Raw genomic sequence first — 21,138 nt, 5'->3', positions numbered from 1 at the left:
GTGCTAATGTCCTCCGGCGCGCTGGGCGGCGATCGCGGCGGTGCGCTTGAGCAGCACGCCGGCAATCTTCGTGCGGTAGGCAATCGTGCCGCGCTTGTCGTCGATCGGGCGGCAGGCGGCGCGGCACGCTGCAGCGGCTGCTTCCAGCGCGGCATCCTCGAGCTTCGAGCCAACAAGCGCTTGCGCTGCCGGCGCAACCAGGAGCGCGGTCGGCGCCACCGCGCCAAGCCCGACACGGGCCGCGGTGCAGACTCCATCTTTCAACGTCAGGCTGACGCCGATGCCGACCACCGCGATGTCCATCTCGGTGCGCGGGATCATCCGCAAGTAAGCGTCGCTCGAGCCCTTGGGCCGCGGCGGCAAGGTGAAGCTGACCAGGATCTCGCCCGGCCTGAGGTTGGTGCGGCCGGGTCCGGCCGGCACATCCTCGACTTTCATCTCGCGGCGGCCGTTCGGGCCCTGCACGGTGACGACGGCACCCGCCGCGATCATCGCCGGCACGCTGTCGCCGGCAGGCGAGCCGTTGCAGAGATTGCCGCCGGCGGAGGCCCGGCCCTGCACCTGCTTGGAGCCGATCAGGTTCACGGCCTCGAGCACGCCGGGCCAGACTTCGCCGAAGCGCGCGTGGTCGGCGAGCTCCATGCCGGAGACGGCGGCACCGACCCGGAAACCGCCATCGGCGGTTTCGGCAATCTCGGTCATCTCGCCGATCTTCTTGATGTCGACGATCAATCCCGGCCGCACCAGGCCGGAGCGCATTTGCACCAACAAATCGGTGCCCCCTGCCATGATGCGGGCGGCACTCCCGGCGGCAGCAAATGCGCCGATCGCTTCATCAAGCGTGCGCGGTGCTACGTATCGGATATCGGTCATGACGGTTCTCTTGGTCTCCCTCGGCTGCTTGTTCCCTCGGGGGATATGGCCTTGTTGCCGGCCGGCAGGACCGCAAGCCTACACGGCGGATCAGGGTCCGAACAGCCTGTGAGGTGCGGTGGAAAGCGCAGGCTCCTATGCAGGATGCGCGCTTGTGCAGTGCCGACGCAGCCCGCGCGACGGTTGCGGTCATCGAAAGTTCACGTCACCGGTCCAGGCAAACCCGCCACCGGAATCCTGCAGATTGGCGGCATGGCCCTTGCTTGCTTTCAACAACAGATTGGTGAAGCATGCCGGTCGCTGTGGCATGCGTGCCGGCGCAACGACAAATCGGGAGACGGCGAATGGTCGATGTTTCGCGCAGAACGCTCCTCAAATTCGCGGCCAGCATGCCGCCAGCGATTGCGGCCCCGGCCATCTTCTCGCCGCGAGCCATCGCCGCGGCCAAGGGCAAGACCATCACGGCGGTGATGCATTCGGACCTGCGCATCATCGATCCCGGTTTCACCACCGCCTACATCACCCGCGACCATGGCTACATGGTCTACGACACGCTGCTCGGCATCGATTCAAGTTTCAAAGTCCGGCCGCAGATGGCGGACTGGACGATCTCGGACGACAAGCTCACCTACACCTTCACACTGCGCGACGGCTTGAAATGGCATGACGGCGTGCCGGTCACGGCGGAGGACTGCATCGCCTCGCTGAAGCGCTGGACCGTCGTCGACGGCATGGCGCAGAAGCTGGCCGAATTCACGGCCTCCCTCGAGGCCAGCGGACCGAAGACGATCGTGCTCAAGCTCAAGGAGCCGTACGGCCTGGTGTTGGAGTCGCTGGCAAAGCCCTCCTCCTATGTCGCCTTCATGATGCCGAAGCGGCTGGCGGAGACGCCACCGGGCAAGCAGATCGCCGAGCAGGTCGGTTGCGGCCCGTTCAAGTTCGTGCAGGCCGAATTCCAGCCCGGCGTGAAGGCGGTCTACGAGCGCAACGCCGACTACGTGCCGCGCAAGGAAAAGCCGGATTGGCTGTCGGGCGGCAAGGTCGCGAAAGTCGATCGCGTCGAATGGATCACGATGCCCGATGCGCAGACCGCGATCAATGCGCTGCAATCCGGCGACATCGATTTGCTGGAACAGCCATCGATCGACCTGGTGCCGGTGCTCGAGGCCAATTCCGATCTCACCGTGGCCGTGCTGAACAAGTTCGGCTTCCAGATCGAGGGCCGGATGAACTTCCTGCATCCGCCGTTCGACAACGCCAAGATCCGCCGCGCGGCATTCCTGGCGATGAACCAGAAGGATGTACTCGACGCCACCGTCGGCAACGCAAAATATTACGAGATCTGCGGCTCTTATTTCGCCTGCGACACGCCGCTCGCCAGCGATGCCGGCGCCGAGACGCTGATCAAGGGCAACGGCATGGCCGAAGCCAAGAAGGCGCTGGCCGCTTCGGGCTATGACGGCACCCCCGTCGTGATCATGATCCCCGGCGACGTGCAGACGCTGAAGGGGCCACCGACCGTCGCGGCGCAGCTGTTGCGCGCGGCCGGCTTCAACGTCGACGCCCAGGTGACCGACTGGCAGACTGTGGTGAGCCGCCGCGCCAGCCAGAAGCCGCCCAAGGACGGCGGCTGGAACCTGTTCTTCACCTTCACGGGCGCGACCGAGGTGATCAACCCGATCGTCAACAACCAGATCGCCGCCAACGGCAAGCGGGCCTGGTTCGGCTGGCCGGAGAACGCCAAGATCGAACAGATGCGCGACGCCTACGCGCGCGCGACGTCCGCTGAAGAGCAGAAGAAGCTCGCGGTCGAGATTCAGAAGGAAGCCTACGAGCAGGTGATCTACATCCCGCTCGGCCAGTTCCGCGCGCCGAGCGCCTGGCGCAAATCGCTCACCGGCGTGCTGGAAGGCCCGGTCCCGACGGTGTTCTGGAACATCGACAAGACTGAATAGCAATCGCCACCGCAGGAGGGCGCACTGCCAAAATATCGAAAACAACCCCATGCACAGTAGCCGTCGGCTGCCGGCGTTCGACTTGGCCACTTGACACGTCGGGCAAATCAGCGGCACAATTCCATTATTCCGAAATTGGCAAGCGCCCTCTCACCCCGCTGTGGCCCGAGTGGCGCACGACAATCACCTTCTCAGGAGCAATGTCGATGTCAACAATTATTGACGCTACCGTACAGAATCCAACGACCGGGGTAGTCGACTTCTTGCGCTTTGACGGAACGTCCCTCGTCGCCAGCTACGCTGCAGACTACGGCCTTGGCTCACATTGGAAAGTGGTCGGGAGTGGAGACTTCAACGGGGACGGGAAACCTGATCTGGTCGCTCAGGAGCGGGGCGGCGGAATGATCGACTTCCTGTTCCTTGACAGTTCTGCTCATATGATAGGAAGCTTTATGACGTCGAGCTCTGTTCCTGAAGTACATGGAACGGGCAACTTCGGCTTGGCGAACGGCCAAGTTGGTCCGACTCTCATTAGCCAGACTGCCGACGGCTCTTTCGATCTTCTCGGATATAAAGCCGGCGAACTCATATGGTCTGATTTGATTGCCGGTACGGCTGGCGCAGCACCTGTGGTTGGGGCGGGGGACACAGGAGTGCCTGTCCAGCACTCCGCCTCTCCGAATACTCAAGGGGGAGGATCTTTTGGTTCCAATTTCGTCGTTACGGGACCTGTAGACGACATCATCACACAAGCATCCAACGGAGAGTTGACTGTCTACGGGTTCGACGGAAGTTTCGCAGCGTCTCCGGGGCTAATCCTTGCAGGCAGCAGTGTGGTGCCGGACACCGTTGGTTATCCGCACATCGGAGAGGTCAATCCGGCCGGGAGCAACTACGGCAGCTTCTTTCTTTTGAATACGTCTCCGTTTCCCGGCGGGCCGCCAGCAGGTTATTCCGAGTTGACCAGCGGCGATCATGTCGAGCTAATTGCAGGTACTCCGAACGGTCTGATCGATGGGGTGTTTCTGGATGCCACTTCCTCGTCGCCGACCGTCGCGTATACGAACCTCGAAGACACTCTTATCCCGGGCTGGGAGATCGTCCCTGGTGGGCAGGTCGCAACTCATCTTTTCTTCGACACGTATTTGACAGCTTTTCTCTAGAGCATGATCCGGAAAAGTGCGAAGCGGTTTTCCGAAAAGATCATGCTTTGACAACAAGCTAGAGCGTGATGACGATTCAACCTAATCTCATCGCGCTCTAGTTGCGCGATTTCGAGAGAGCCGCCGAGCGGTTTCAGTGCGCGCCGAGGCCGCGCCGGCGCCCTGGTTTGGGATCACCAGCACGTCAAAGCCGGCCTCCCGGATTGCGCGCCGTCGTGCGGCAGGATCAGTGCCGCCTATGTCGAAGTAGGCCCGGGTCTGCATGAGCGGGTCGCGCGGGACGAACGTAATCCGCCCTGCTCTTACCCTTCGAGCAGGCCCTTGGCGTAGTACGCGCCCTCGACCACAGTCCGAAAAACGCCGTTCCAGACCCAATCGTATTGGCGCGGGTGGCCATTTCGCTGGCGCTCGTGGTCGCCGCCCCAGACTCTAATTCGGTAGCCGGCTCCGTTTGACGTTGCGGCGGAAGCGGTGTCTCAAGGCATGGACGCCAGTCCGTATCAAGAGCGCACCGCTTCCGGTTTACCAATGTGCTTCAGTTCGTCACTGGCCGTTGGTCCGGCGCGCCGCTTTCGGCGCCTCGTCCTTCAGCTTCTCCAATGCGCCGGGCATCATCTGCCCGAACATCGAGCTCAGCATCGCGGTCGGGATCAGGCCCGCGCTGTTGCTCTCCGTCCCCTGCCCGCCGGACATCAGGAATTGCGGCACCAAGGGCTGATTGATCCGCGTCAGGGCATCCGCGAATTTTGCAAAATTCTGCTCGGCCAGCCGGTACTCCGGCCCGCCATAGGCATCGACCGACAGCTTGGTCGCCTGCGCGTTGGCGGCGCCGACGGCCAGCACCCGGTCGGCCTCGCCCTGGCCTTCGAGCCGCGACTGCTCGCCGACCGCGGCCGCCGTCACCTTCCTCGTCTCGGCATCCTTCTGTGCACGGGCGAATGCAGCTGCGCCCTCGTTCTCGTTGACCTTGACCTGGATCAGCGACTGCGTCAGCGCCGTCTGCGCCGCCGCCGTCGCCTTGGCTTCGTTGAGCGCGCGCTCCTGCACCGCGGCCTTCTCCTGCTCCTGATAGGTCTCGATCTGCTCGCGCGCGATCTGGCGCGAGCGGAGCTGGATCAGGATGTTCTCGATGGTGTGGTCGCCGGCGGCCGCGCGCGGCGTGCCGATCAGGACTTCCTGAAGGTCGAGCGAATAACCCTCGAACTTCGCCTTCATCACGGCTGCCGATTCCTCCTGAATTGCGGCGCGGTTCTGCAGCAGCTCGATCAACGTCATCTTCTGCGCGATGTTCTTGAAGAACGCGCTGACCATCGGGTCGAGTGTCTGCTCGACCAGCTTCTTCACGTCGCCGAAGCGCTGGATGATCATCGGCGCCTTCTTGTAGTCGATATGCATCACCACCGAGAGCGGCAGCGTCGGCTCGAACGCATCCTTGGTGATCAGCGAGATCTCCGACAGGTTCTCGTCGAGCTTCATCGCGCCGACCTCGCCGCGCACCCATTTCAGGATGAAGTTGACGGTCGGGATCACCTCGATCTTGCCGGCATAGGTGTTGAAGGCGTACTTGCCCGCCAACAGCGGATCTTTCCAGACGCCGCGGCTGCCGTTGAGCACCAGCTCGCCATGGCGATACTGCTCGCCCGAGACGTCGTCGGTGCGCGGGCCGGTGTAGAAGATCACGACGCCGACATTGCCGACCGGGATCACCGTCTTCGGCACCGCCTCGACGGTCGCGAACAGGCGGTTGATGTACCAGGTGCCCTCGACGATCACCTGGAGCTGCCGGCCGCGATAGCCGCCGGCGCTCAGGAATTTCTCGGGCTCCTGGAAATTGTTGTGGAAGGTCGCCGCGTCGCGCAGATCGATACCGACCTCGGGCGCGATGATCTCGCCCGGAGGCAGCGACGGGCCGTCATGCACCGTGACGATTCCGACCAGGTCGTGATCGGCCGCCAGCACGACGGGCGCAAAGCCCCAGCGCTCGGCGATCGTGAGCTGCATGCTCTCGAGCACGCCGCGCTCGCGCTCGCTCAGCGCGTGCCCGTAGACGCGCTCGTCGGTGATGACCGCGAACTGCGTCGTGTTGATCGCATAGGTGCCTTCGCGCAGGATCTTGCGTTGCGGCCCCTTCTGGCCGCCGCCGAGCAGGAAGCGGCGCGCGTCCTGGAAGTCCGACTTGTCTTCCGTGTCGTTGGCGCCCAGAACTTGCGAAGGCTCCAGCGCCGCGCCGTCACGTGCGAACACGTAGGCGATCTTGCCCTGGCCGACGGTCACGAGGTCCGAGCGGTGGATCCGGTACATGAAGGGAAACATCACGTGCAGGCCGCCGCGCAGCACCTCAGGCTCGTAGCCGGCTTCGCCGTTCAGCGCGATGAAGCCGCCCTCGATCGAGCCCTTCAGCGCCCACAGCTTCTCGACGATGCCGACCTGGTTGTTGGGAATGTAGCGAAATACGTTCGATATGCGCAGCAGGATCACACATGCGACCGCTGCAGCGATCCAAATGGCAGGCTGGGTTAAACCTGAACCATTAAGAAAACCGAGGAAGTCCATAGTCCATCTCCACAATTCGCAACTGGGCGGTTTGGGAGCCCAAACCTGCACCCAAGAATTGCGGTGCGGAGATGTGGTGCGAGGCCTAGGAGCCGCAAGGCGTGAACATTATTCGCGCTGCCAATCTTTTTTTGATGACAGCATGAACCGCAGGACTAGTCCCGCGACATTGATGCGCGCGAACAATTGCTGCGATTGCACATCATTCGCAGCACCGCCGCGCGAATGACTTGCGCGATGACTGGGCTGTGGACTCATCAAGGGTCCGCTTTCTGAGGGTGAAGTGGCAGTTGCTGGGGTCGGTTGCCATCGACGCCTTTTGACCCACAGCGGACGACACGAGAACCGGCGAATCGCAGCGCCCCGCACAACGATGGCGTCGAGACCTGCGCCCTCTATCAGACCTTTTTTACGCCGGGAGGCTTCCACGTCCCTTCGCCCGCCGGCAGGATCGAAGGTGGCGTAGGCTTCGGCCAGTATAGCCGCATCACGAGATAGATTTTGTCATCCGGCGCCGGAAGCCAATTTGCTTCCTTGTCAGCGCCGGGGTTGTCTTTTTGAATGTACAGCGTCAGCGAGCCGTCCGCGTCCTTTTTCATCGCCGGCAACATCGGAGAGTTGATGAGGTAGCGATTGATCGGGTTCTTGACCAGGAGCTGGCTCTTGCCGTCGTACATCGTAACGGACCAGAACGCATTCACTGGCGGCAACTGGCCGGGTGCGAAGGTGATGGTGTACTTGTGCTTGCTGCCGTCGAGCAGCTCACCGGTCGCGTCCGTTCGGGTATAGGGGTACATGGCTTCTACGCCATCGTTGCCATAGATGCCGCCCTTGGCAGCTCCGGCCCGCATCAACCAGTCGCCGTTGTAGAAGGCCTCGTCGCCAAAGAACGAGCCGACGCTCCAGCCGTTGATGTTCTTATTTCCGCCGGCCAGCCATTTGTCGACCTTGTCGTCACCCTGTTTCATGGCCACCAGGATTTCGGCTTTGTGTTCGAGCGATAGATCCTTGAACTCGAACGTCTTGCCGGGACCGATGCCAATCTTCGCAAGTTTCGCGCGAATCGCCTTGTCCTTGGGCGTCTCAGGGACGAATTGCAGGGCCGCGTCGAGATATTGGAAGAAGTTATCCTTGATCCCGGCCGTGGTGGCGGGCAGGAAATCGATCTTCGGCGCGGCGGGCGGGGCGGGTTGTTTAAGGAAGCCAGAAAGCGGCTGCGCCTTGTAGCCGGACTGAATTTTCTCGACATTCGGCATGTCGCCGGGATTGAGGAGTTGAGTGCGGACCACCGCGAGCGTGAACGGCGTCGTCGATCGGAAGACCTTCTTGATCCCGCTGGGCGTTCCACCTTTCCAGTCGGGGCCGACCACCAGATAGTCGCCCGGCTCGGTCCCAGTGGCGCGCACGCCGATGTAGCCGAAATTGTAGGTGTTGCCGTCGATGAGCTGAACCGAGTAGTAGCGGTCCTTCTCGATCGTCGGCACCGAGATGACCATCGGTTCAGCGCGCAAATCCAGCCAGAGCACCGAGTAAGGGGTATCGCTGTTCGGCGTGATGACTGCCGTATCCTCTGGCGTGGCGACGTGGTGCAGATTTTTGATTTCGTTGAACGGCGCCTTGAACTGCCCCGAATTCTTGTCCACGGCATACTCTTGCATCACCGCATAATTCATCACCAGCGGTAAGCCGTAGATGAAGCCTTCCTCCGCGATGTCCTTGGCCTCCAATAGCCTGGGCCAATCGACTTTGTTCTGCGCAAGTGCCGCGGACCTCGCCGTTGTGACGGCGAGCAACGTCATGGCAGTAGAGCGAAGCAGATCGCGTTTCGTAAGCATCTGAATGGCTTCCTTCCGGCTCGAAACTCGTGATCGATCCCGTGTGGGTAGCAGGAGAAGGTTAAACGACCTGCGCGAGCTTGGCTATGTAAAAACGGTCGGTCCAAACCCGCTGGATGTCCGCCTTCTGGCTCTTTTCGGACCAGCCTGTTAGGTCTGATGAAGTCCGGTGTAGACCGGAGCTGGTTGGCCGACGGTCAAACCGACGCGATTGACCCGTTAGAGACATCAAGAGCGGGGTTGATCTCGACTTTTCCGGCGGCAACAATGGATCGGACCTGAGGTTCGCCCGATGACCGACTTTATATTGCCCGAGACGCGGTACGCCCAGAGCGGCGATTTCAGCATCGCTTACCAAGTGATGGGCGATGGACCGATCGATTTGATTTTCGTTCCCGGCTTCGTCTCGCATATCGAGTTTGCGCATGAACTAACCGGTTTCACCAACTTTTTGCGGCGGCTGGCGAGCTTTGCTCGTGTAGTGACGTTCGACAAGAGAGGACAGGGTTTGTCCGATCGCATGTCCGGCGCACCGTCGCTGGAAATGCGGATGGACGACGTGCGCGCGATCATGGATGCGATCGGCTCGAAGCGCGCTGCTTTGGTTGGGTTCTCCGAAGGCGGTTGCATGAGCATCCTTTTCGCCGCGACATATCCTGAGCGCGTATCGCATCTTATTTTGATTGGCTGCTTTAGCCGATCCGCAGATCGGTTCTCGCATGATGCGTGGGAGACACGTATCGAACAGATCGTAAGCCGTTGGGGTGCCGGGGAATTGATCAAGACGGTCGCCCCCAGCGAGGCAGGCAAACCTGCGGCAATTGCACAATTCGGGAAGTTCGAGCGGCTGGGAAGCAGCCCCGGCGCGCTGCGAACGATCCTGCAGCTCAACCGTCAGATCGATGTTACCGCAATTCTGCCGACATTGCAGGTGCCGACGCTGGTGCTGCATAGCAAGGCCGATCTTCAAGTCCCGGTCGAATTCGGCCGTAAGCTCGCGGCGGCGATTCCAAACGTGAAGTACATCGAATACCCAACCGGCGACCACGCGTTCTGGACCGGCGATCCCGAAAGCAAGCTCGGTGATATTGAGGAGTTTGTTACCGGCCATCGCGATCACGGCACGGCCGAGCTTGAGCGCGTGCTCGCGACCGTTCTGTTTACCGACATCGTCGAATCTACGCGAAGCGCCGCGGAGATGGGTGACTATCGCTGGCGCCACCTGCTCGACGAGCACGACCAACTCGCACAGAAGATTGTCGACAAACATCGTGGCCATCTGGTGAAAAGCACCGGTGATGGCATTCTAGCGACTTTCGATGGGCCGGGCCGCGCGGTGCGCTGCGCACTCGCCTTCGGCTCTGCGGCGAAGGAGATTGGCCTGCCGCTGCGCGCTGGTTTGCACACTGGCGAAATCGAGATCAGGGGCACCGATATAGGCGGCATCGCCGTGCATGCTGCCGCGCGTGTCATGTCACATTCCAGCTTCGACGAGGTGCTGGTGTCGCGTGTCGTCACCGACCTCGTCGCAGGCGCTGGGCTGAGATTCGCGGAGCGCGGTTCGTTCGAGCTGAAGGGTCTTCCCGGCCGTTGGGACCTGTTCGCAGCCAGTGGTTAGCCGTTGAATCGAAAAACCGCCTTTGGCCCATAACCGACGCGTTACGTGCTCTTGTCCGACTTCGGCTTCTGACCCAATCCGGACCTAAGCGGTCGTTCCTGTTGACGGCAAGCGGTCTCATCATTCGGCAAGCCGCGTGGAAGCGCGAGGCGGCGCCATAGCGAGACGCCCGGACATTGACCTAGCGTAGCCGTCCGCGTCTCACGCTAGCCAAAATATCCGCCGACCTCGAAGACGCAGCTCGGCTAGTGTGGTATTTTTAGGCGGGAGACGCCTTAGAATTAGACCTTGAAACTTCATTGCATGGGTAGAGCGTCTAGGGGCATTGGAGCCTGATATGGCCCACTTTGTTATGCCGCAAACTCAATATGCGCGCAGCGGCGACATAAGCATTGCGTACCACGTCATTGGCGACGGACCAATCGATCTTATGATCGTGCCTGGCGCCATCTCTCATCTGGAGCTTATTCACGAACTGCCGGGCGTAAGCAGCAATGTGCAGCGGCTAGCTCGCTTCGCCCGGATTATAGGTTTTGACAAGCGTGGCGTAGGCTTGTCCGACCGCGTATCGGGGGTACCATCATTAGAAGAACGCGTAGACGACGTTCGTGCGGTGCTGGATGCGGTGGGGTCCCGCAAGACGGTTTTGCTGGGTTTCTCAGAAGGCTGTCCCATGAGCCTTCTGTTTTCCGCCACTTATCCGGATCGTGTCTCACACCTGGTTCTAGCGGGCGGGTTCATTCGAGCCGACTACTCGGTCCCCGAAGCTCAGTTTGAGGCGATTGCTGACCAGATAGTCGCCGGCTGGGGCTCCGGGCAAATGATGAAGCGCGTCGTCGGGATAACGGAGGGGACAAAGGAGCAGCTAGCAGCGCTCGGTAAGTTCGAACGGATGAGTTGCAGCCCCGGCGCGTTCAAAGCGGTCATGGTGATGAATCGACGCATAAACGTCGAACCGATTTTGCAAAGTGTACGGGTGCCGGCTCTTCTACTGCACAGCAAGATCGACGCTGTCGTTCCCGTATCCGAGGGACGGAAGCTGGCGGATGCGATTGTCGGAGCAAAATACATTGAGTATGATGATCTTCCGCACGGTCTCCTCCTTACGCTGCAAGCCGAAGAGGTGATCAACGACATTGAAGAGTTTGTCACGGGGCACCGCCCCGACGCTTCGGACGACGTTGATCGTGTGCTGGCGACCGTGCTTTTTACCGACATAGTCGACTCAACGACGAGAGCGATCGAGCTTGGAGATCGCCGTTGGCGCGACCTTCTGGACACTCATGATCGCTTGGCAGCTCAAGTCGTCGAGAAGCATCGAGGAAAGATGGTGAAAAGCACCGGCGACGGAATTTTGGCCGTGTTCGATGGCCCCGGACGCGGGGTTCGTTGTGCTTTGGCGCTTGGTGAAGTCGCGAAGCAGATCGGCCTGCCCTTGCGTGCGGGGCTGCACACGGGCGAGGTCGAGATGCGTGGCAATGACATAGGTGGAATAGCGGTTCACGTCGCCGCCCGGATCATGGGACGATCGGGTGCAAACGAAGTATTTGTGTCGCGCGTTGTTACCGACCTGGTTGCAGGTGCCGGACTAAGGTTTACGGACCGCGGTTCATTCGATCTGAAGGGGCTGCCGGGGTCATGGGATCTGTTCGCGGCCAATCAATAGCTCAAATACCTCGTATGTTTGCTTCTGGCCCTTTTCGGAAGTGCTGCGCTGGCTGTCAAAAGTCCGGTGTCGAGGTTTAAGCGGACGTCACGGTTGCGCCCTCCGACTTCCGCGTTTGACCCGGAACGGACATGCGACCACCGGCGTCTCGATCGCCAAGTATGCCTTAGGGTGGCGCTTCGTCCTGGCCGAGGTTGGGGTCGTTGCCAAGCGGCCATAGCGGACGCCACGCCCGGCGATAGTACGATCGGCGAAGTGCCTACACGTTTCCGCTTGATACTTGAGAGCGGTCACCTCCACGCAGCTCTCATCGGGGCAAAGCGGACGTTGCGGTTTTGCGCGCCGTGTCCGGAAATGACTGCCGGACACATTTAACGGCGCGGTGCTCTGAATCTGCAAATTGCGGTGTGGCTCCCTCAAGGACACGTCACAGCGATCCTATTGGCAACCTGGGTCCAGGTCTGGCGAGTAATCGCGATTTTGCATTGGCTCGGCGGATTGATAAGCTCAACTGGTGCCTGCTCGGCAAGACGGATATCGACGAAATAGCTCGGATCATAGACCTCGAGCTCAAGCGTCTGCCCCGTTAGCGGTGACCGGAACGACAACGTGAAATGCAAAGTCAAAACGCCGTCCTCAGACTCGAGCCGATAGCCGGCGGGAGGTTCAAACTGTTGCTTGACGCCGTTCACGGTTGCGTTGGTGAAATAGTCTGAAGATTTGAGCGACGCCACTTGCGCCTCTGCCAGTGAGGCCAACTTCTCGCGGCTAAATATTCCCTTCTGTCTGTCCTCGGTTCCAAGTGCGATGTAAGCAGAGGACATTTCATCGAATGTCCACCTGTATCTCACCCCTGTTGTCGAGCCGTCCGCACCGAAAATTATCTGGCATTTCATCGTCACCCATATATGCGGGTGGGCGTGTGAGACTTCAACGCTGAAGGTGAGGAGAACGCATGCAACGAGTCTGCGCCAACCTTTACCCATGCTCTCCCTGCCAAGGGTTAGTGAAGAGCGACCGCGAAGTTCGAACGCGCTAGGCAATCGTTGCTCTAGCGCTTCGCTACCTCATAGGGCGCGGGATCATCGAGAATCGATCGTACAAACTGCTTGGCTGCTTCCCTCTGGAAGCCAGCCTTTTGGTAGACTTCGTAGATTTTGAAATCTCCCACGCGGGAAAGGATAAACCAGGCCAGCTTATTGGCTTCACGCGAATCCGGCTTCAAGCCGAGATCTTTTGCGGTCTCGTCCAGCAACTCAAAGGCAAATCTCGCCGCGACCATTGTCGAGAACGACCAAGCCTCATCTGTAAAGGTGACCAACCACCACTCGGCCATGCGCTCCTCCGGCTTCATGACAGGCGCTGGTTTCTTCGCGATTTCCGCTGCCTCGCGCAAAGCCGGGTTCATCCCTTCGCCGTCTTTCTCAAGAGCCCAATACGGATCGAAGTGAGCTGATGCGGCTGAGAAGAGAAGTTCCGTCGGTAACCCGCGAGCGATCAGTTCGGCGTACAGCACAGCCCCGTGGCCGCCCATCCATTTCCAATTGGCTTTGGTGCCCCACGCCTTTGGATACCAGTCGGGCTCCCGTATCTTCCCGCTAGCGTCATCGAATAAGAACCACAGCTTTCCCCAATCATGGAGGATTAACCCGGCAACGATGAGATCGCGATTCAGCTTGACGCTGTAGACTCTTTCCCAGGTATCCGACCACGCCAGGGCTACCTCTACCCATTCCAGGTTATGAACCGAGAGGCCACCCGGATAGGCGTGATGGCTCTTCCACCCGCTGCCCGGAGAGGCCGACCATGATTGCGTCGCTGCTTGTCCGAACGCGGTCGCTTTGGGGTTAAGGACAAATTCCAGGACGATGTCGCGAATCTGTTTGTTCTGCATGCGATAGATGTGGGCGAGTTGCGCCTCATATGCGCGCTTTGTAAATGCCGACGTTGCAGCCATGTCCTCCGCGCTCATGTCAAAAATGGCTTGGAGCCGCTGCTGCAATGATGCCGGCGGCGCGGTTTGAGCGCCGGCCGAAACCAATAATGCACCAAGAGCTATCGCGGCGCACAATGGGCGCATCAATCGGCTCGCGTCCAATCTTTTCACGAAGACGAAGCTCCGCTGGAAGTTCGAAAGCCGAGCAAGCCCGGCCAAGACCTGGATGACAAAAGACATTGTGTTACCTCGCAGCCGACTATTTCGCGGGCGCTTCACGCAACGTACCGATCCCTGCCAATGTTGGCATTGAGATAGTCTTGATTTTTCTTGAGATTGGGCGGAAACATCTTGAGGCAAACTGACGGTGGGGCTGTAGGTGATCTACAGATTCGAAGCATACACGCTCGACGCCGACCGATACGAACTGCGGCGGGAAGCCGATCTTGTCCCAGTTGAACCGCAAGTCTTCGGTGTTCTGCTTCATCTTGTCCGGAGTCGCGGCCGCATCGTTAGCCGGGACGATCTGATTGCTGGCGTCTGGGATGGCCGCATCGTTTCGGAATCCACGCTCAATAGTCGGGTCTCCGCAGTTCGTCACGCGATCGGGGACGACGGCGAGCAGCAGCGCCTTATTCGTACTCTGCCGCACAAGGGATATCGTTTCATTGGCCTTGTTCAGGAATCAAACGAAGCTGGCAAGGACGGAGTACAGGGCTGCCGTGACGCGACACAGTCGGCGCCGTGGTGCGCATCATCCCCGTCTCGCGATAAGGTTTCCATTCTGGTTTTTCCGTTTGCAAATCTTTCAGCGGATGTCGAACAAGACTATTTCATCGACGGTCTCGTCGATGATATCACCGCCGCGTTGTCTCGGTTTCGCCATCTGCTGGTAATCGGCCGCAGCGCCACTCAGAGTCACAGGCACCAGACACTGGACCTTAAACAATTGGCAGCTGAGCTGGATGCGCGTTATGTCATCGAAGGAACCCTGCGCAAGGAAGAAAGTCGCATTCGCATCGCGGCTCAGTTGATCGATTCGTCAACCATGGCTTGCCTGTGGGCTAGCCGCTTCGATGGGAACCTGAGAAATATCTTCAATCTGCAAGACCAAATCACCGCCAGCGTGGTGGGCGCGCTCGTGTCGAAGCTCGAACAAGTGGAAATCGAGCGTATCAGGCTCGGGCCGAAGCGCGGGCTTGATGCTTACTCGTGCACTCTGCGGGGGCTGGACAACCTGCATCATTGGACAAAGGGCGGTATTGGCGAGGCACTTGGTCTTTTTCAGAAGGCAATTGAGATCGAACCGGAGTTCGCATCTGCATACGCCATGGCGGCGTATTGCTATGTGCAGCGACAGTCGTACGGATGGATAACCGATCGCCCGGGAGAAACCGCCGAGTGCGTCGAGCTGGCACTACGGGCGGCAGAGTTCGGCAAGGATGATGCCCTTGCCCTTGCCAAGGCCGCACACGCAATTTCGGCGGTTGGTGGAGACGTCGAGGGCGGCGCCAGTTTGATCGCGCGGGCAATCCGGCTTAACCCTCATCTAACTGCGGCGTGGTACGTCAGTGGCTGGATCATGCTCTTCCTTGGCAAGCCGGAAACGGCGATCAGACAGCTAGAGCATGCTATGGATTTGAGTCCATCCGATCGATTGGTCTTCAAGATTCGCGCTGCCATGGCATACGCTCATTTTTTCTCCGGGCGCTATGATGCTGCCGCCGCTTCGGCAAGCGAAGCGCTGCGTGAGCGGCCAAATTATCTTACGGCGTTGCGAGTTGCCTCAGCCAGTCACGGGCTGGGTGGTCGATTGATTGAAGGTCGGCAATTGATGGCGAAAATGTGCCAACTCGATCCCGGGCTACACGTCTCTGGCCTGGCCGACCGGCTACCGTTTCGCAGAGAGAAGGATTCCGCCAAGTGGGCAGGCGCTCTGCAGAGAATGGGGCTGCCCGATTAAGTGTGCGCGGCCCCCGGCCGATCTGCGTCCAAACACGTTTACCCCAGTTGCGCTTGTCTAGCTCCTTCACGCCATCGCATTTTGTCCGTTGAATGTCTCCTGTTGGCCCATCGCCGGCATTGATTCAGACCGGCTTCGATGTCGCCTTCTTGAGGGCAAAGCGGACGCGGGTCCTGCGAGTACGCCCTATCTCGGATGCCACCAGCGGCCGCCGATCACGACGCCTTCGGATGCGATCTTGCGATCGCCGGTCAGGTGCTCGCCGACCACGTCGACATAGTCGAACTGCCCTTCCCTGATCGAGATCAGCGTGGCGTCGCCGACGCTGCCGGGCTTGAGGCTGCCGAGCTCCGGCCGCCGCAACGCCATCGCAGCATTAACGGTGGACGCCGCGATCACGTCCGGCAGCGGCATCCCCATGCAGAGGAATTTCGACATCGTCGTCACCTGGTCGAAGGCCGGGCCGTCGATGCAGAGCTGATGGATGTCGGAGGAGATGGTGTCGGGATAGAAGCCGTTGGCGAGCATCGCGCGCGCGGTCTTGAAGGCGAACGAGCCCTTGCCGTGGCCGATGTCGAACAGCACGCCGCGCTCGCGCGCCTCCAGCACCACCTTCTTCACCGTGCCCTGCGCGGTCGCGGGCGTGTTGGGGAACGGACGGAACGCGTGGGTCAGCACGTCGCCCGGGCGCAGGCGCGCCAGCACCTCCTCATAGCTCGGCGGCGGATGGTCGATATGCGCCATCAAGGGCATGCCGACCTGTTCGGCAACCTCGAGCGCGATCTCGAGCGGCACCAGCCCCGAGGTGCCCGAGGCGAACAGGCCGACGCGCACCTTGATGCCGACGATGACGTCGCGGTTCTCGTCGGCCACGCGCGCGGCGTCGACCGGATTCATCAGCCGCAACTCCTCGCTCTCGCCGACCATCACGCGGTCCGAGAAGCCGAAGATGCCGGCGTGCGAGACATGCAGATAGGCCAGGATGCGGACCTGGCTCGGCTCGATCACATGCTTGCGGAAGCCGGCAAAGTTGCCGGGGCCGGCGCTGCCGGTGTCGACCGAGGTGGTGACGCCGGAGGCGCGGCAGAATTCCTCCGCGTCGATGCCGAGCGAGGTGCCGCCCCAATAGACATGGGTGTGCAGGTCGATGATCCCGGGCGAGACGATCAACCCGGAGACGTCGCGGATCTCGGTCGCGGGATCGGCTTTCAACTCCCGGCCGACCGCGGCGACCCTGCCGCCGGCAAAGGCGACGTCCGTCACCGCATCGAGCTTTTGCGAAGGGTCAACCACCCGTCCGCCGCGCAGAATCAAATCGAAAGGCATCGCCATCTCCGGATTTCAGTCCGGCACGATGGTCGACTTCGCGGGCGCCTGCAAGCGGCTCAGCCGACGACGCGGGCCTGATGGGAAACCGGCGCGGTCACTGTCGCCGCCTGATCCGCGCTCTTGTCCGCGGCCACGTCTGCGCCTTTGGCCGACGGGACGATGGCCGCGATCGCCGGGCTATGCGCCGCCTCCGATGCGGCAATGGTCTCTTGGGCCCACCGGTACGAGGATTCGAAAATCTCCTGATGGCGGTCGAAATCGGTCACGTCGATGCCATCAGGCGTCGGTGGGCGCATCACCATGTCGAGCGGCGTGGTCGGCAGCGTGTCGTACCGTTGATGGGCGACAAGACTCCGCCACAGCACGTTGACGGCGCTCGGTGCGGCCGGAAGCGATTTTCTCCGGAACGGCATCAGCAAGGATGCAAGCAGCTCGAACCTTCCCGGCAGCGCGGCATAGTCGACGTCGAACATCTCGGTCGCCGGCTCGCCGAAATGGACCACCACATTTGGCCCGCTCTTCATTTGATGCATTTGCGCCAGCGGAACGTTGTCGACGAGACAGCCGTCGACCAGCATCGAGCCGTCTTTGGTATAGAACGGGGGCAGCAGGCCGGGGATGGCGCTCGATGCGCGCACCGCCTGCCAAAGCAGGCCGGTTCGGATCAATTCGAGACTGTGCGTCGACAGATTGGTCGCGACCGCCGCGAACGGCCGCCAGCAATCCTCGATCCGGCAGTTGTGGCCGTACTGATCGGCAAGCGCCGCATCGAACGCCTTGTGGTCCAGCAGCGCGTAGCGCGGCCAGGTCGGGCGACGGAAGCTGCGGCTGGAGACAAAGATCTCATGCGTGCCGCGCTCGAGATGCTCGGCGTCGTAGTTCTTGGCAAAGCCCGCCGCCATCGCCGAACCGACGCTGGTGCCGACAAAGATGTCGAACATCGCGCCGCGCTCGCGAAACGCCTTGTAGACGCCGAGATGCGCGGTGCCAAGGCTGCCGCCGCCGGCGGCGACAAACCCGACGGCGCGGCCGCACAGGAAGCGCACCAGGCTATCGATATCGATCTGGTCCTCGAGCGCAACATGATGGTGCATGAAGCAAGGCAGCCGCGCGAGCCACGCCGCGGTGCCGCTGACCTCGTGGTGCCTGATATCATGAACACGAACCAGCCGCCGCGCCGACGCGGGATGCACCCCGCAGGCGAAGCTCTCGATCTCGGAGAGAACCGGCGGGGGAGCATCACCGCGGCAGACGAACACGACGAGGTCGGCCTGGCGAATGGTTTTTCGCGCCCATTCCGATGCTTCAGACCCACCGAAATAGGCCACCAGCGGCGCGTCGTACTCGATCCTGTTGAGCCAGTCGGCGACTTCGGATGCATCCAGCGCGCGGCCGGGAAACCTGCCCTGAACGCGCGCGAGATCGACGATCTCGGCACCCGCAGCGGCAAGGCCCTGACGCAGGCGCTGTTCAAAGGCAACAGGCACCGGCTCCCGTCCGCCCGAGATCAGCGCGACGGTGCGTGCCTTCGGTGACGTCCGGACGGGCAACAGCCGCGCGGTCTCGCTGGCAAAGCGCCGCGCAAGCGCAGCCAGCAGCGCCTCGACGATGGCCGGCGCTTCCTGCGCCAGCTTCGTATAGGCCGCGCGCGTCAACACCAGCACGCTGGCATCGCGGATCGCGATCACATTGGCCGTACGCGGGATGTTGGCAAAGAAGCCGATCTCGCCGACCAGCTCGCCGGCGCGAAGCTCCGCAATCGGCTCGGGATGATTGGTCCGGTACACCGCGAGCGCGCCGTGCAGCACCAGGAACAGCGCGTCCGAGGCGCCGCCCTGCTCGACCAGGAGCTCGCCGCGCACCAGGTCGCGCCGGGTCATCGCGCCAAAGGCGATCAGCCGCTGCTCAGCGCTGAGCGTTCTGAACAGCGCGAAGTCCTCGGACACGCTTCCCCACGCAAACGTTGCGCTCGGCGGCACACGGTTCGATTGCATGCCGCAATGTTAGCGCCGGGCCGCCGTCCCGGCGAGCGATATCAGGGCCATGCGGGCAGCACCCTGGCCGCCATTGTTTGGACGCACTGCAACAGGAACAGCAATATCATCCGACCAGCTCCGGCCACGGCACGATGGTCGACTTCACCGTCTTCATTGCCATTGCGTCGGCGACCGCGCGCGCCTCCGTCCTCGATGAATCGAGCCAGGGATACGTGTTGCGCGTGCGGTAGAGCATGTCGACGCCGAGCGGCAGGTCGTTGGCCAATGTCCTTTCAGATGTGCAAGTCAGATATGCCGGTCGGTTCCGCAGGCGCCGACCTTGATCACGGCCGCCTTTTTGCCGACTTCCGGCCATGGCACGGTCCGGATTACGGGCTTGGCTCCAGGTCCGTCATGCGTGCAGACGCGGATCTGCTCCATCGGTTCGTCCTCCCTGTCCCTGTCGTTGGGCCGGGTTCGGCCGCGCCGACATGAGGTCAGGACAATCGGAATGTCATGAAGGCAGCCTAGAGCGAATAGGCTTGTCACATTGCAGGGAACGACACCATGAATCCTGGTATCGAAGGTATCGTTGACATGTATGTCAAGTTGGGCGAACTCGGCACGCTGCAACGAATGAAAGAGCACCGGCAGAGCCTGCTGGAGCAATGTGTCGATACCGCGCACTTCAGCTTCGATGTGACGAGATCGATCTACAAGAGCGACCTCGAGGTGATCGAAGCCGGCATCGAAAGGCTCTCAGGCGAGATCACGGGCCATGTCGACGTTGTCAGCGAGAACAGGATCGCCGGCTGGGCCCTGTACGACCAGCACCCCGACAAACGGGTCACGATCGACATCTACTTCAACGGCAACCTCGTTGCCGAGGTCGTCGCCGATCAGTTCCGCAAGGATCTGCTCAAGCTCAACAAGGGCGACGGGCACCATGCCTTTATGTTCGAGCCGCCAAGCGGGTCCTTTCAGCCGCCCCTGCAGCTCGAGATCCGCGCGGCGAAACGAAAAGTCCTGAAAGCGGTGACGGTCGAACCGGCCATGGACGCCGAAGCCAGATAACACCGCGGCACGGCTTCCTCACCACGTCCCTTTCGCATGCCCCGGATCCAGAGAGCGCGAGTCTCGGTCGCATGGTCGAAGTCGCCGGAGATGCCTATGCCTGCTGCGACATGACGGACCGCATAGCGGATTGACAGCAAGGGCCGCTCCATCCCAACCTGCGGCACAACCTCAGGTAACGGAATGAAGCTGCAGCCCGGGTCCGATCGAATCTGCGCGGACGAGCGCACCGACCCGCTGGACGGGCGCGTGCAATGGGCGCCGGCGAAGTCGTTGTGGCTCGGCGGCATGACTGCGGTCGCGATCGTGCTGGGGCCGCTGCTGTTCTCGTGGAGCGCGTTCGCGCTGTTCATCGTGACCAGCGCGATCACGCTGTGCTTCGGGCATTCGGTCGGCATGCACCGGCGCCTGATCCATGCGAGCTTCGACTGCCCGCTGTGGCTCGAGCGGCTCTGCGTCTATCTCGGCACCCTGGTCGGGATGGCGGGCCCCTACGGCATGGTGCGGCTGCACGATTTCCGCGACTGGGCACAACGCCAGGCGGCGTGCCACGCCTACTCCTGCCACGGTTCCGGCTTCTGGCGCGATGCCTGGTGGCAACTGCACTGCAGGCTCGTGCTGAGACACCCGCCGGTCTTCCGGCTCGAACCGCGGCTCGCCGATGACCGCTTCTATGCTTTCGTCGAGCGAACCTGGATGTGGCAGCAATTACCCTGGGCGATCCTGTTCCTTGCGATCGGCTCGTGGAGCTGGCTGGTCTGGGGCATCTGCGTCCGGGTCGCCGTCTGCGTCACCGGTCACTGGCTGATCGGCCACTACTCGCATCGCAAGGGCGGACAGACTTGGATCATCGACGGCGTTGCAGCCCAGGGCTACAATGTCGCCGTCGCCGGGCTGATCAGCATGGGCGAGAGCTGGCACAACAATCACCATGCCTACCCCAACTCCGCGAAGCTTGGGCTGTTGCCGGGCCAGGTCGACCTCGGCTGGTGGCTGATCCGAACGTTCGAGGCCGTCGGGCTCGCGAGCAACATCAAGACGCCGGACAACCTTGCACCGCGCCCAGGCTCGCGCCGCCTCGATGGCCCTGATAACGCGGATGCGGTCGCCGGGACGTAGCGACGGCGCGCAGTTCCCTTACCCGCCGCGCCTGTTGCAGGTCCGTCGCCTTGCCGCTATATGGCCCCTGTCGGAAAA

15 protein-coding genes and 1 pseudogene are annotated in these 21,138 nt (G+C 61.4%); 7 read left to right on the top strand and 9 right to left on the bottom strand.

The features are described from left to right. Positions 1 to 3 precede the first annotated feature (3 nt). The gene (locus ABIB78_RS20750; RefSeq protein ID WP_429027994.1) at positions 4 to 864 is read right to left on the bottom strand and encodes an FAD binding domain-containing protein; all 861 of its coding nucleotides are present in this window, start codon (positions 862 to 864) and stop codon (positions 4 to 6) included. A gap of 398 nt (positions 865 to 1,262) precedes the next feature. Between ABIB78_RS20750 and ABIB78_RS20745 the strand changes: the two genes are divergently transcribed. Further along, complete coding sequence (locus ABIB78_RS20745; RefSeq protein WP_429027992.1) at positions 1,263 to 2,828, top strand: ABC transporter substrate-binding protein; 1,566 nt, start codon at positions 1,263 to 1,265, stop codon at positions 2,826 to 2,828. A 206-nt stretch (positions 2,829 to 3,034) separates the two neighbouring features. Beyond that, positions 3,035 to 3,991: a hypothetical protein gene (locus tag ABIB78_RS20740; RefSeq protein WP_429027950.1), complete on the top strand. Its 957-nt coding sequence runs from the start codon at positions 3,035 to 3,037 to the stop codon at positions 3,989 to 3,991. 543 nt (positions 3,992 to 4,534) lie between these two features. Here the strand turns inward: ABIB78_RS20740 and ABIB78_RS20735 are convergent. Both ABIB78_RS20735 and ABIB78_RS20730 read right to left on the bottom strand, forming a co-directional pair. Beyond that, positions 4,535 to 6,544 (bottom strand): SPFH domain-containing protein, encoded by a 2,010-nt coding sequence (locus ABIB78_RS20735; protein ID WP_429027948.1) that lies wholly within the window; start codon positions 6,542 to 6,544, stop codon positions 4,535 to 4,537. A gap of 398 nt (positions 6,545 to 6,942) precedes the next feature. Then, complete coding sequence (locus ABIB78_RS20730) at positions 6,943 to 8,379, bottom strand: DUF1254 domain-containing protein (protein WP_429027946.1); 1,437 nt, start codon at positions 8,377 to 8,379, stop codon at positions 6,943 to 6,945. A gap of 292 nt (positions 8,380 to 8,671) precedes the next feature. On the opposite strand from ABIB78_RS20730, the gene ABIB78_RS20725 reads away from it, so the two are divergent. Together ABIB78_RS20725 and ABIB78_RS20720 are read left to right on the top strand one after the other, a co-directional pair. Beyond that, a complete protein-coding gene (locus ABIB78_RS20725) occupies positions 8,672 to 9,997 on the top strand; it encodes an adenylate/guanylate cyclase domain-containing protein (RefSeq protein ID WP_429027944.1) in 1,326 nt (441 codons plus the stop codon). Positions 9,998 to 10,334: 337 nt separating this feature from the next. Further along, positions 10,335 to 11,663 (top strand): adenylate/guanylate cyclase domain-containing protein, encoded by a 1,329-nt coding sequence (locus tag ABIB78_RS20720; RefSeq protein ID WP_429027942.1) that lies wholly within the window; start codon positions 10,335 to 10,337, stop codon positions 11,661 to 11,663. Positions 11,664 to 12,079: 416 nt separating this feature from the next. Here ABIB78_RS20720 and ABIB78_RS20715 read toward each other — a convergent pair whose 3' ends face one another. After that, positions 12,080 to 12,649 carry a DUF1007 family protein gene (locus tag ABIB78_RS20715; RefSeq protein WP_429027941.1) on the bottom strand — a complete coding sequence of 190 codons (570 nt, stop codon included), beginning with the start codon at positions 12,647 to 12,649 and terminating at the stop codon, positions 12,080 to 12,082. Positions 12,650 to 12,714: 65 nt separating this feature from the next. Further along, entirely contained in the window at positions 12,715 to 13,839 is a 1,125-nt protein-coding gene (locus tag ABIB78_RS20710) for a hypothetical protein (protein ID WP_429027939.1), read from the bottom strand. 139 nt (positions 13,840 to 13,978) lie between these two features. On the opposite strand from ABIB78_RS20710, the gene ABIB78_RS20705 reads away from it, so the two are divergent. Further along, positions 13,979 to 15,562, top strand: coding sequence for a winged helix-turn-helix domain-containing protein (locus ABIB78_RS20705; RefSeq protein WP_429027937.1), 1,584 nt, complete (start codon positions 13,979 to 13,981; stop codon positions 15,560 to 15,562). 186 nt (positions 15,563 to 15,748) lie between these two features. Here ABIB78_RS20705 and ABIB78_RS20700 read toward each other — a convergent pair whose 3' ends face one another. The 4 genes and pseudogenes from ABIB78_RS20700 to ABIB78_RS20685 form a co-directional block, all read right to left on the bottom strand. Continuing rightward, positions 15,749 to 16,888, bottom strand: coding sequence for an amidohydrolase/deacetylase family metallohydrolase (locus tag ABIB78_RS20700; RefSeq protein ID WP_429027934.1), 1,140 nt, complete (start codon positions 16,886 to 16,888; stop codon positions 15,749 to 15,751). Positions 16,889 to 16,947: 59 nt separating this feature from the next. Beyond that, a complete protein-coding gene (locus tag ABIB78_RS20695) occupies positions 16,948 to 18,837 on the bottom strand; it encodes a patatin-like phospholipase family protein (RefSeq protein WP_429027932.1) in 1,890 nt (629 codons plus the stop codon). Between the two features lie 154 nt (positions 18,838 to 18,991). After that, on the bottom strand, positions 18,992 to 19,153 hold the full coding sequence (locus ABIB78_RS20690) for a hypothetical protein (RefSeq protein ID WP_429027930.1): 162 nt from the start codon (positions 19,151 to 19,153) through the stop codon (positions 18,992 to 18,994). Between the two features lie 23 nt (positions 19,154 to 19,176). Next, positions 19,177 to 19,308, bottom strand: a pseudogene (locus ABIB78_RS20685) (sorbitol dehydrogenase); the annotation flags it as partial. Between the two features lie 168 nt (positions 19,309 to 19,476). On the opposite strand from ABIB78_RS20685, the gene ABIB78_RS20680 reads away from it, so the two are divergent. Both ABIB78_RS20680 and ABIB78_RS20675 read left to right on the top strand, forming a co-directional pair. Then, the gene (locus ABIB78_RS20680; protein ID WP_429027927.1) at positions 19,477 to 19,941 is read left to right on the top strand and encodes a hypothetical protein; all 465 of its coding nucleotides are present in this window, start codon (positions 19,477 to 19,479) and stop codon (positions 19,939 to 19,941) included. A 183-nt stretch (positions 19,942 to 20,124) separates the two neighbouring features. Next, complete coding sequence (locus tag ABIB78_RS20675) at positions 20,125 to 21,060, top strand: acyl-CoA desaturase (protein ID WP_429027925.1); 936 nt, start codon at positions 20,125 to 20,127, stop codon at positions 21,058 to 21,060. Positions 21,061 to 21,138: the final 78 nt, after the last annotated feature.

Origin of the sequence: Bradyrhizobium sp. I1.14.4 (assembly GCF_050435825.1) — a bacterium.
Classification (GTDB): Bacteria; Pseudomonadota; Alphaproteobacteria; order Rhizobiales; family Xanthobacteraceae; genus Bradyrhizobium.
Note: the sequence above shows the minus strand (reverse complement) of the source record. Positions and strands in the feature narration are given on the sequence as shown.

What these genes read in the sequence shown, in the direction of transcription:
- ABIB78_RS20745 (WP_429027992.1), top strand. Translation starts at nt 1,263, where the DNA reads ATGCCGCCAGCGATTGCGGCCCCGGCCATCTTCTCGCCGCGAGCCATC.
- ABIB78_RS20740 (WP_429027950.1), top strand. Translation starts at nt 3,035, where the DNA reads ATGTCAACAATTATTGACGCTACCGTACAGAATCCAACGACCGGGGTA.
- ABIB78_RS20735 (WP_429027948.1), bottom strand. Translation starts at nt 6,544, where the DNA reads ATGGACTTCCTCGGTTTTCTTAATGGTTCAGGTTTAACCCAGCCTGCC.
- ABIB78_RS20730 (WP_429027946.1), bottom strand. Translation starts at nt 8,379, where the DNA reads ATGCTTACGAAACGCGATCTGCTTCGCTCTACTGCCATGACGTTGCTC.
- ABIB78_RS20725 (WP_429027944.1), top strand. Translation starts at nt 8,672, where the DNA reads ATGACCGACTTTATATTGCCCGAGACGCGGTACGCCCAGAGCGGCGAT.
- ABIB78_RS20720 (WP_429027942.1), top strand. Translation starts at nt 10,335, where the DNA reads ATGGCCCACTTTGTTATGCCGCAAACTCAATATGCGCGCAGCGGCGAC.
- ABIB78_RS20715 (WP_429027941.1), bottom strand. Translation starts at nt 12,649, where the DNA reads ATGGGTAAAGGTTGGCGCAGACTCGTTGCATGCGTTCTCCTCACCTTC.
- ABIB78_RS20710 (WP_429027939.1), bottom strand. Translation starts at nt 13,839, where the DNA reads ATGTCTTTTGTCATCCAGGTCTTGGCCGGGCTTGCTCGGCTTTCGAAC.
- ABIB78_RS20700 (WP_429027934.1), bottom strand. Translation starts at nt 16,888, where the DNA reads ATGCCTTTCGATTTGATTCTGCGCGGCGGACGGGTGGTTGACCCTTCG.
- ABIB78_RS20675 (WP_429027925.1), top strand. Translation starts at nt 20,125, where the DNA reads ATGAAGCTGCAGCCCGGGTCCGATCGAATCTGCGCGGACGAGCGCACC.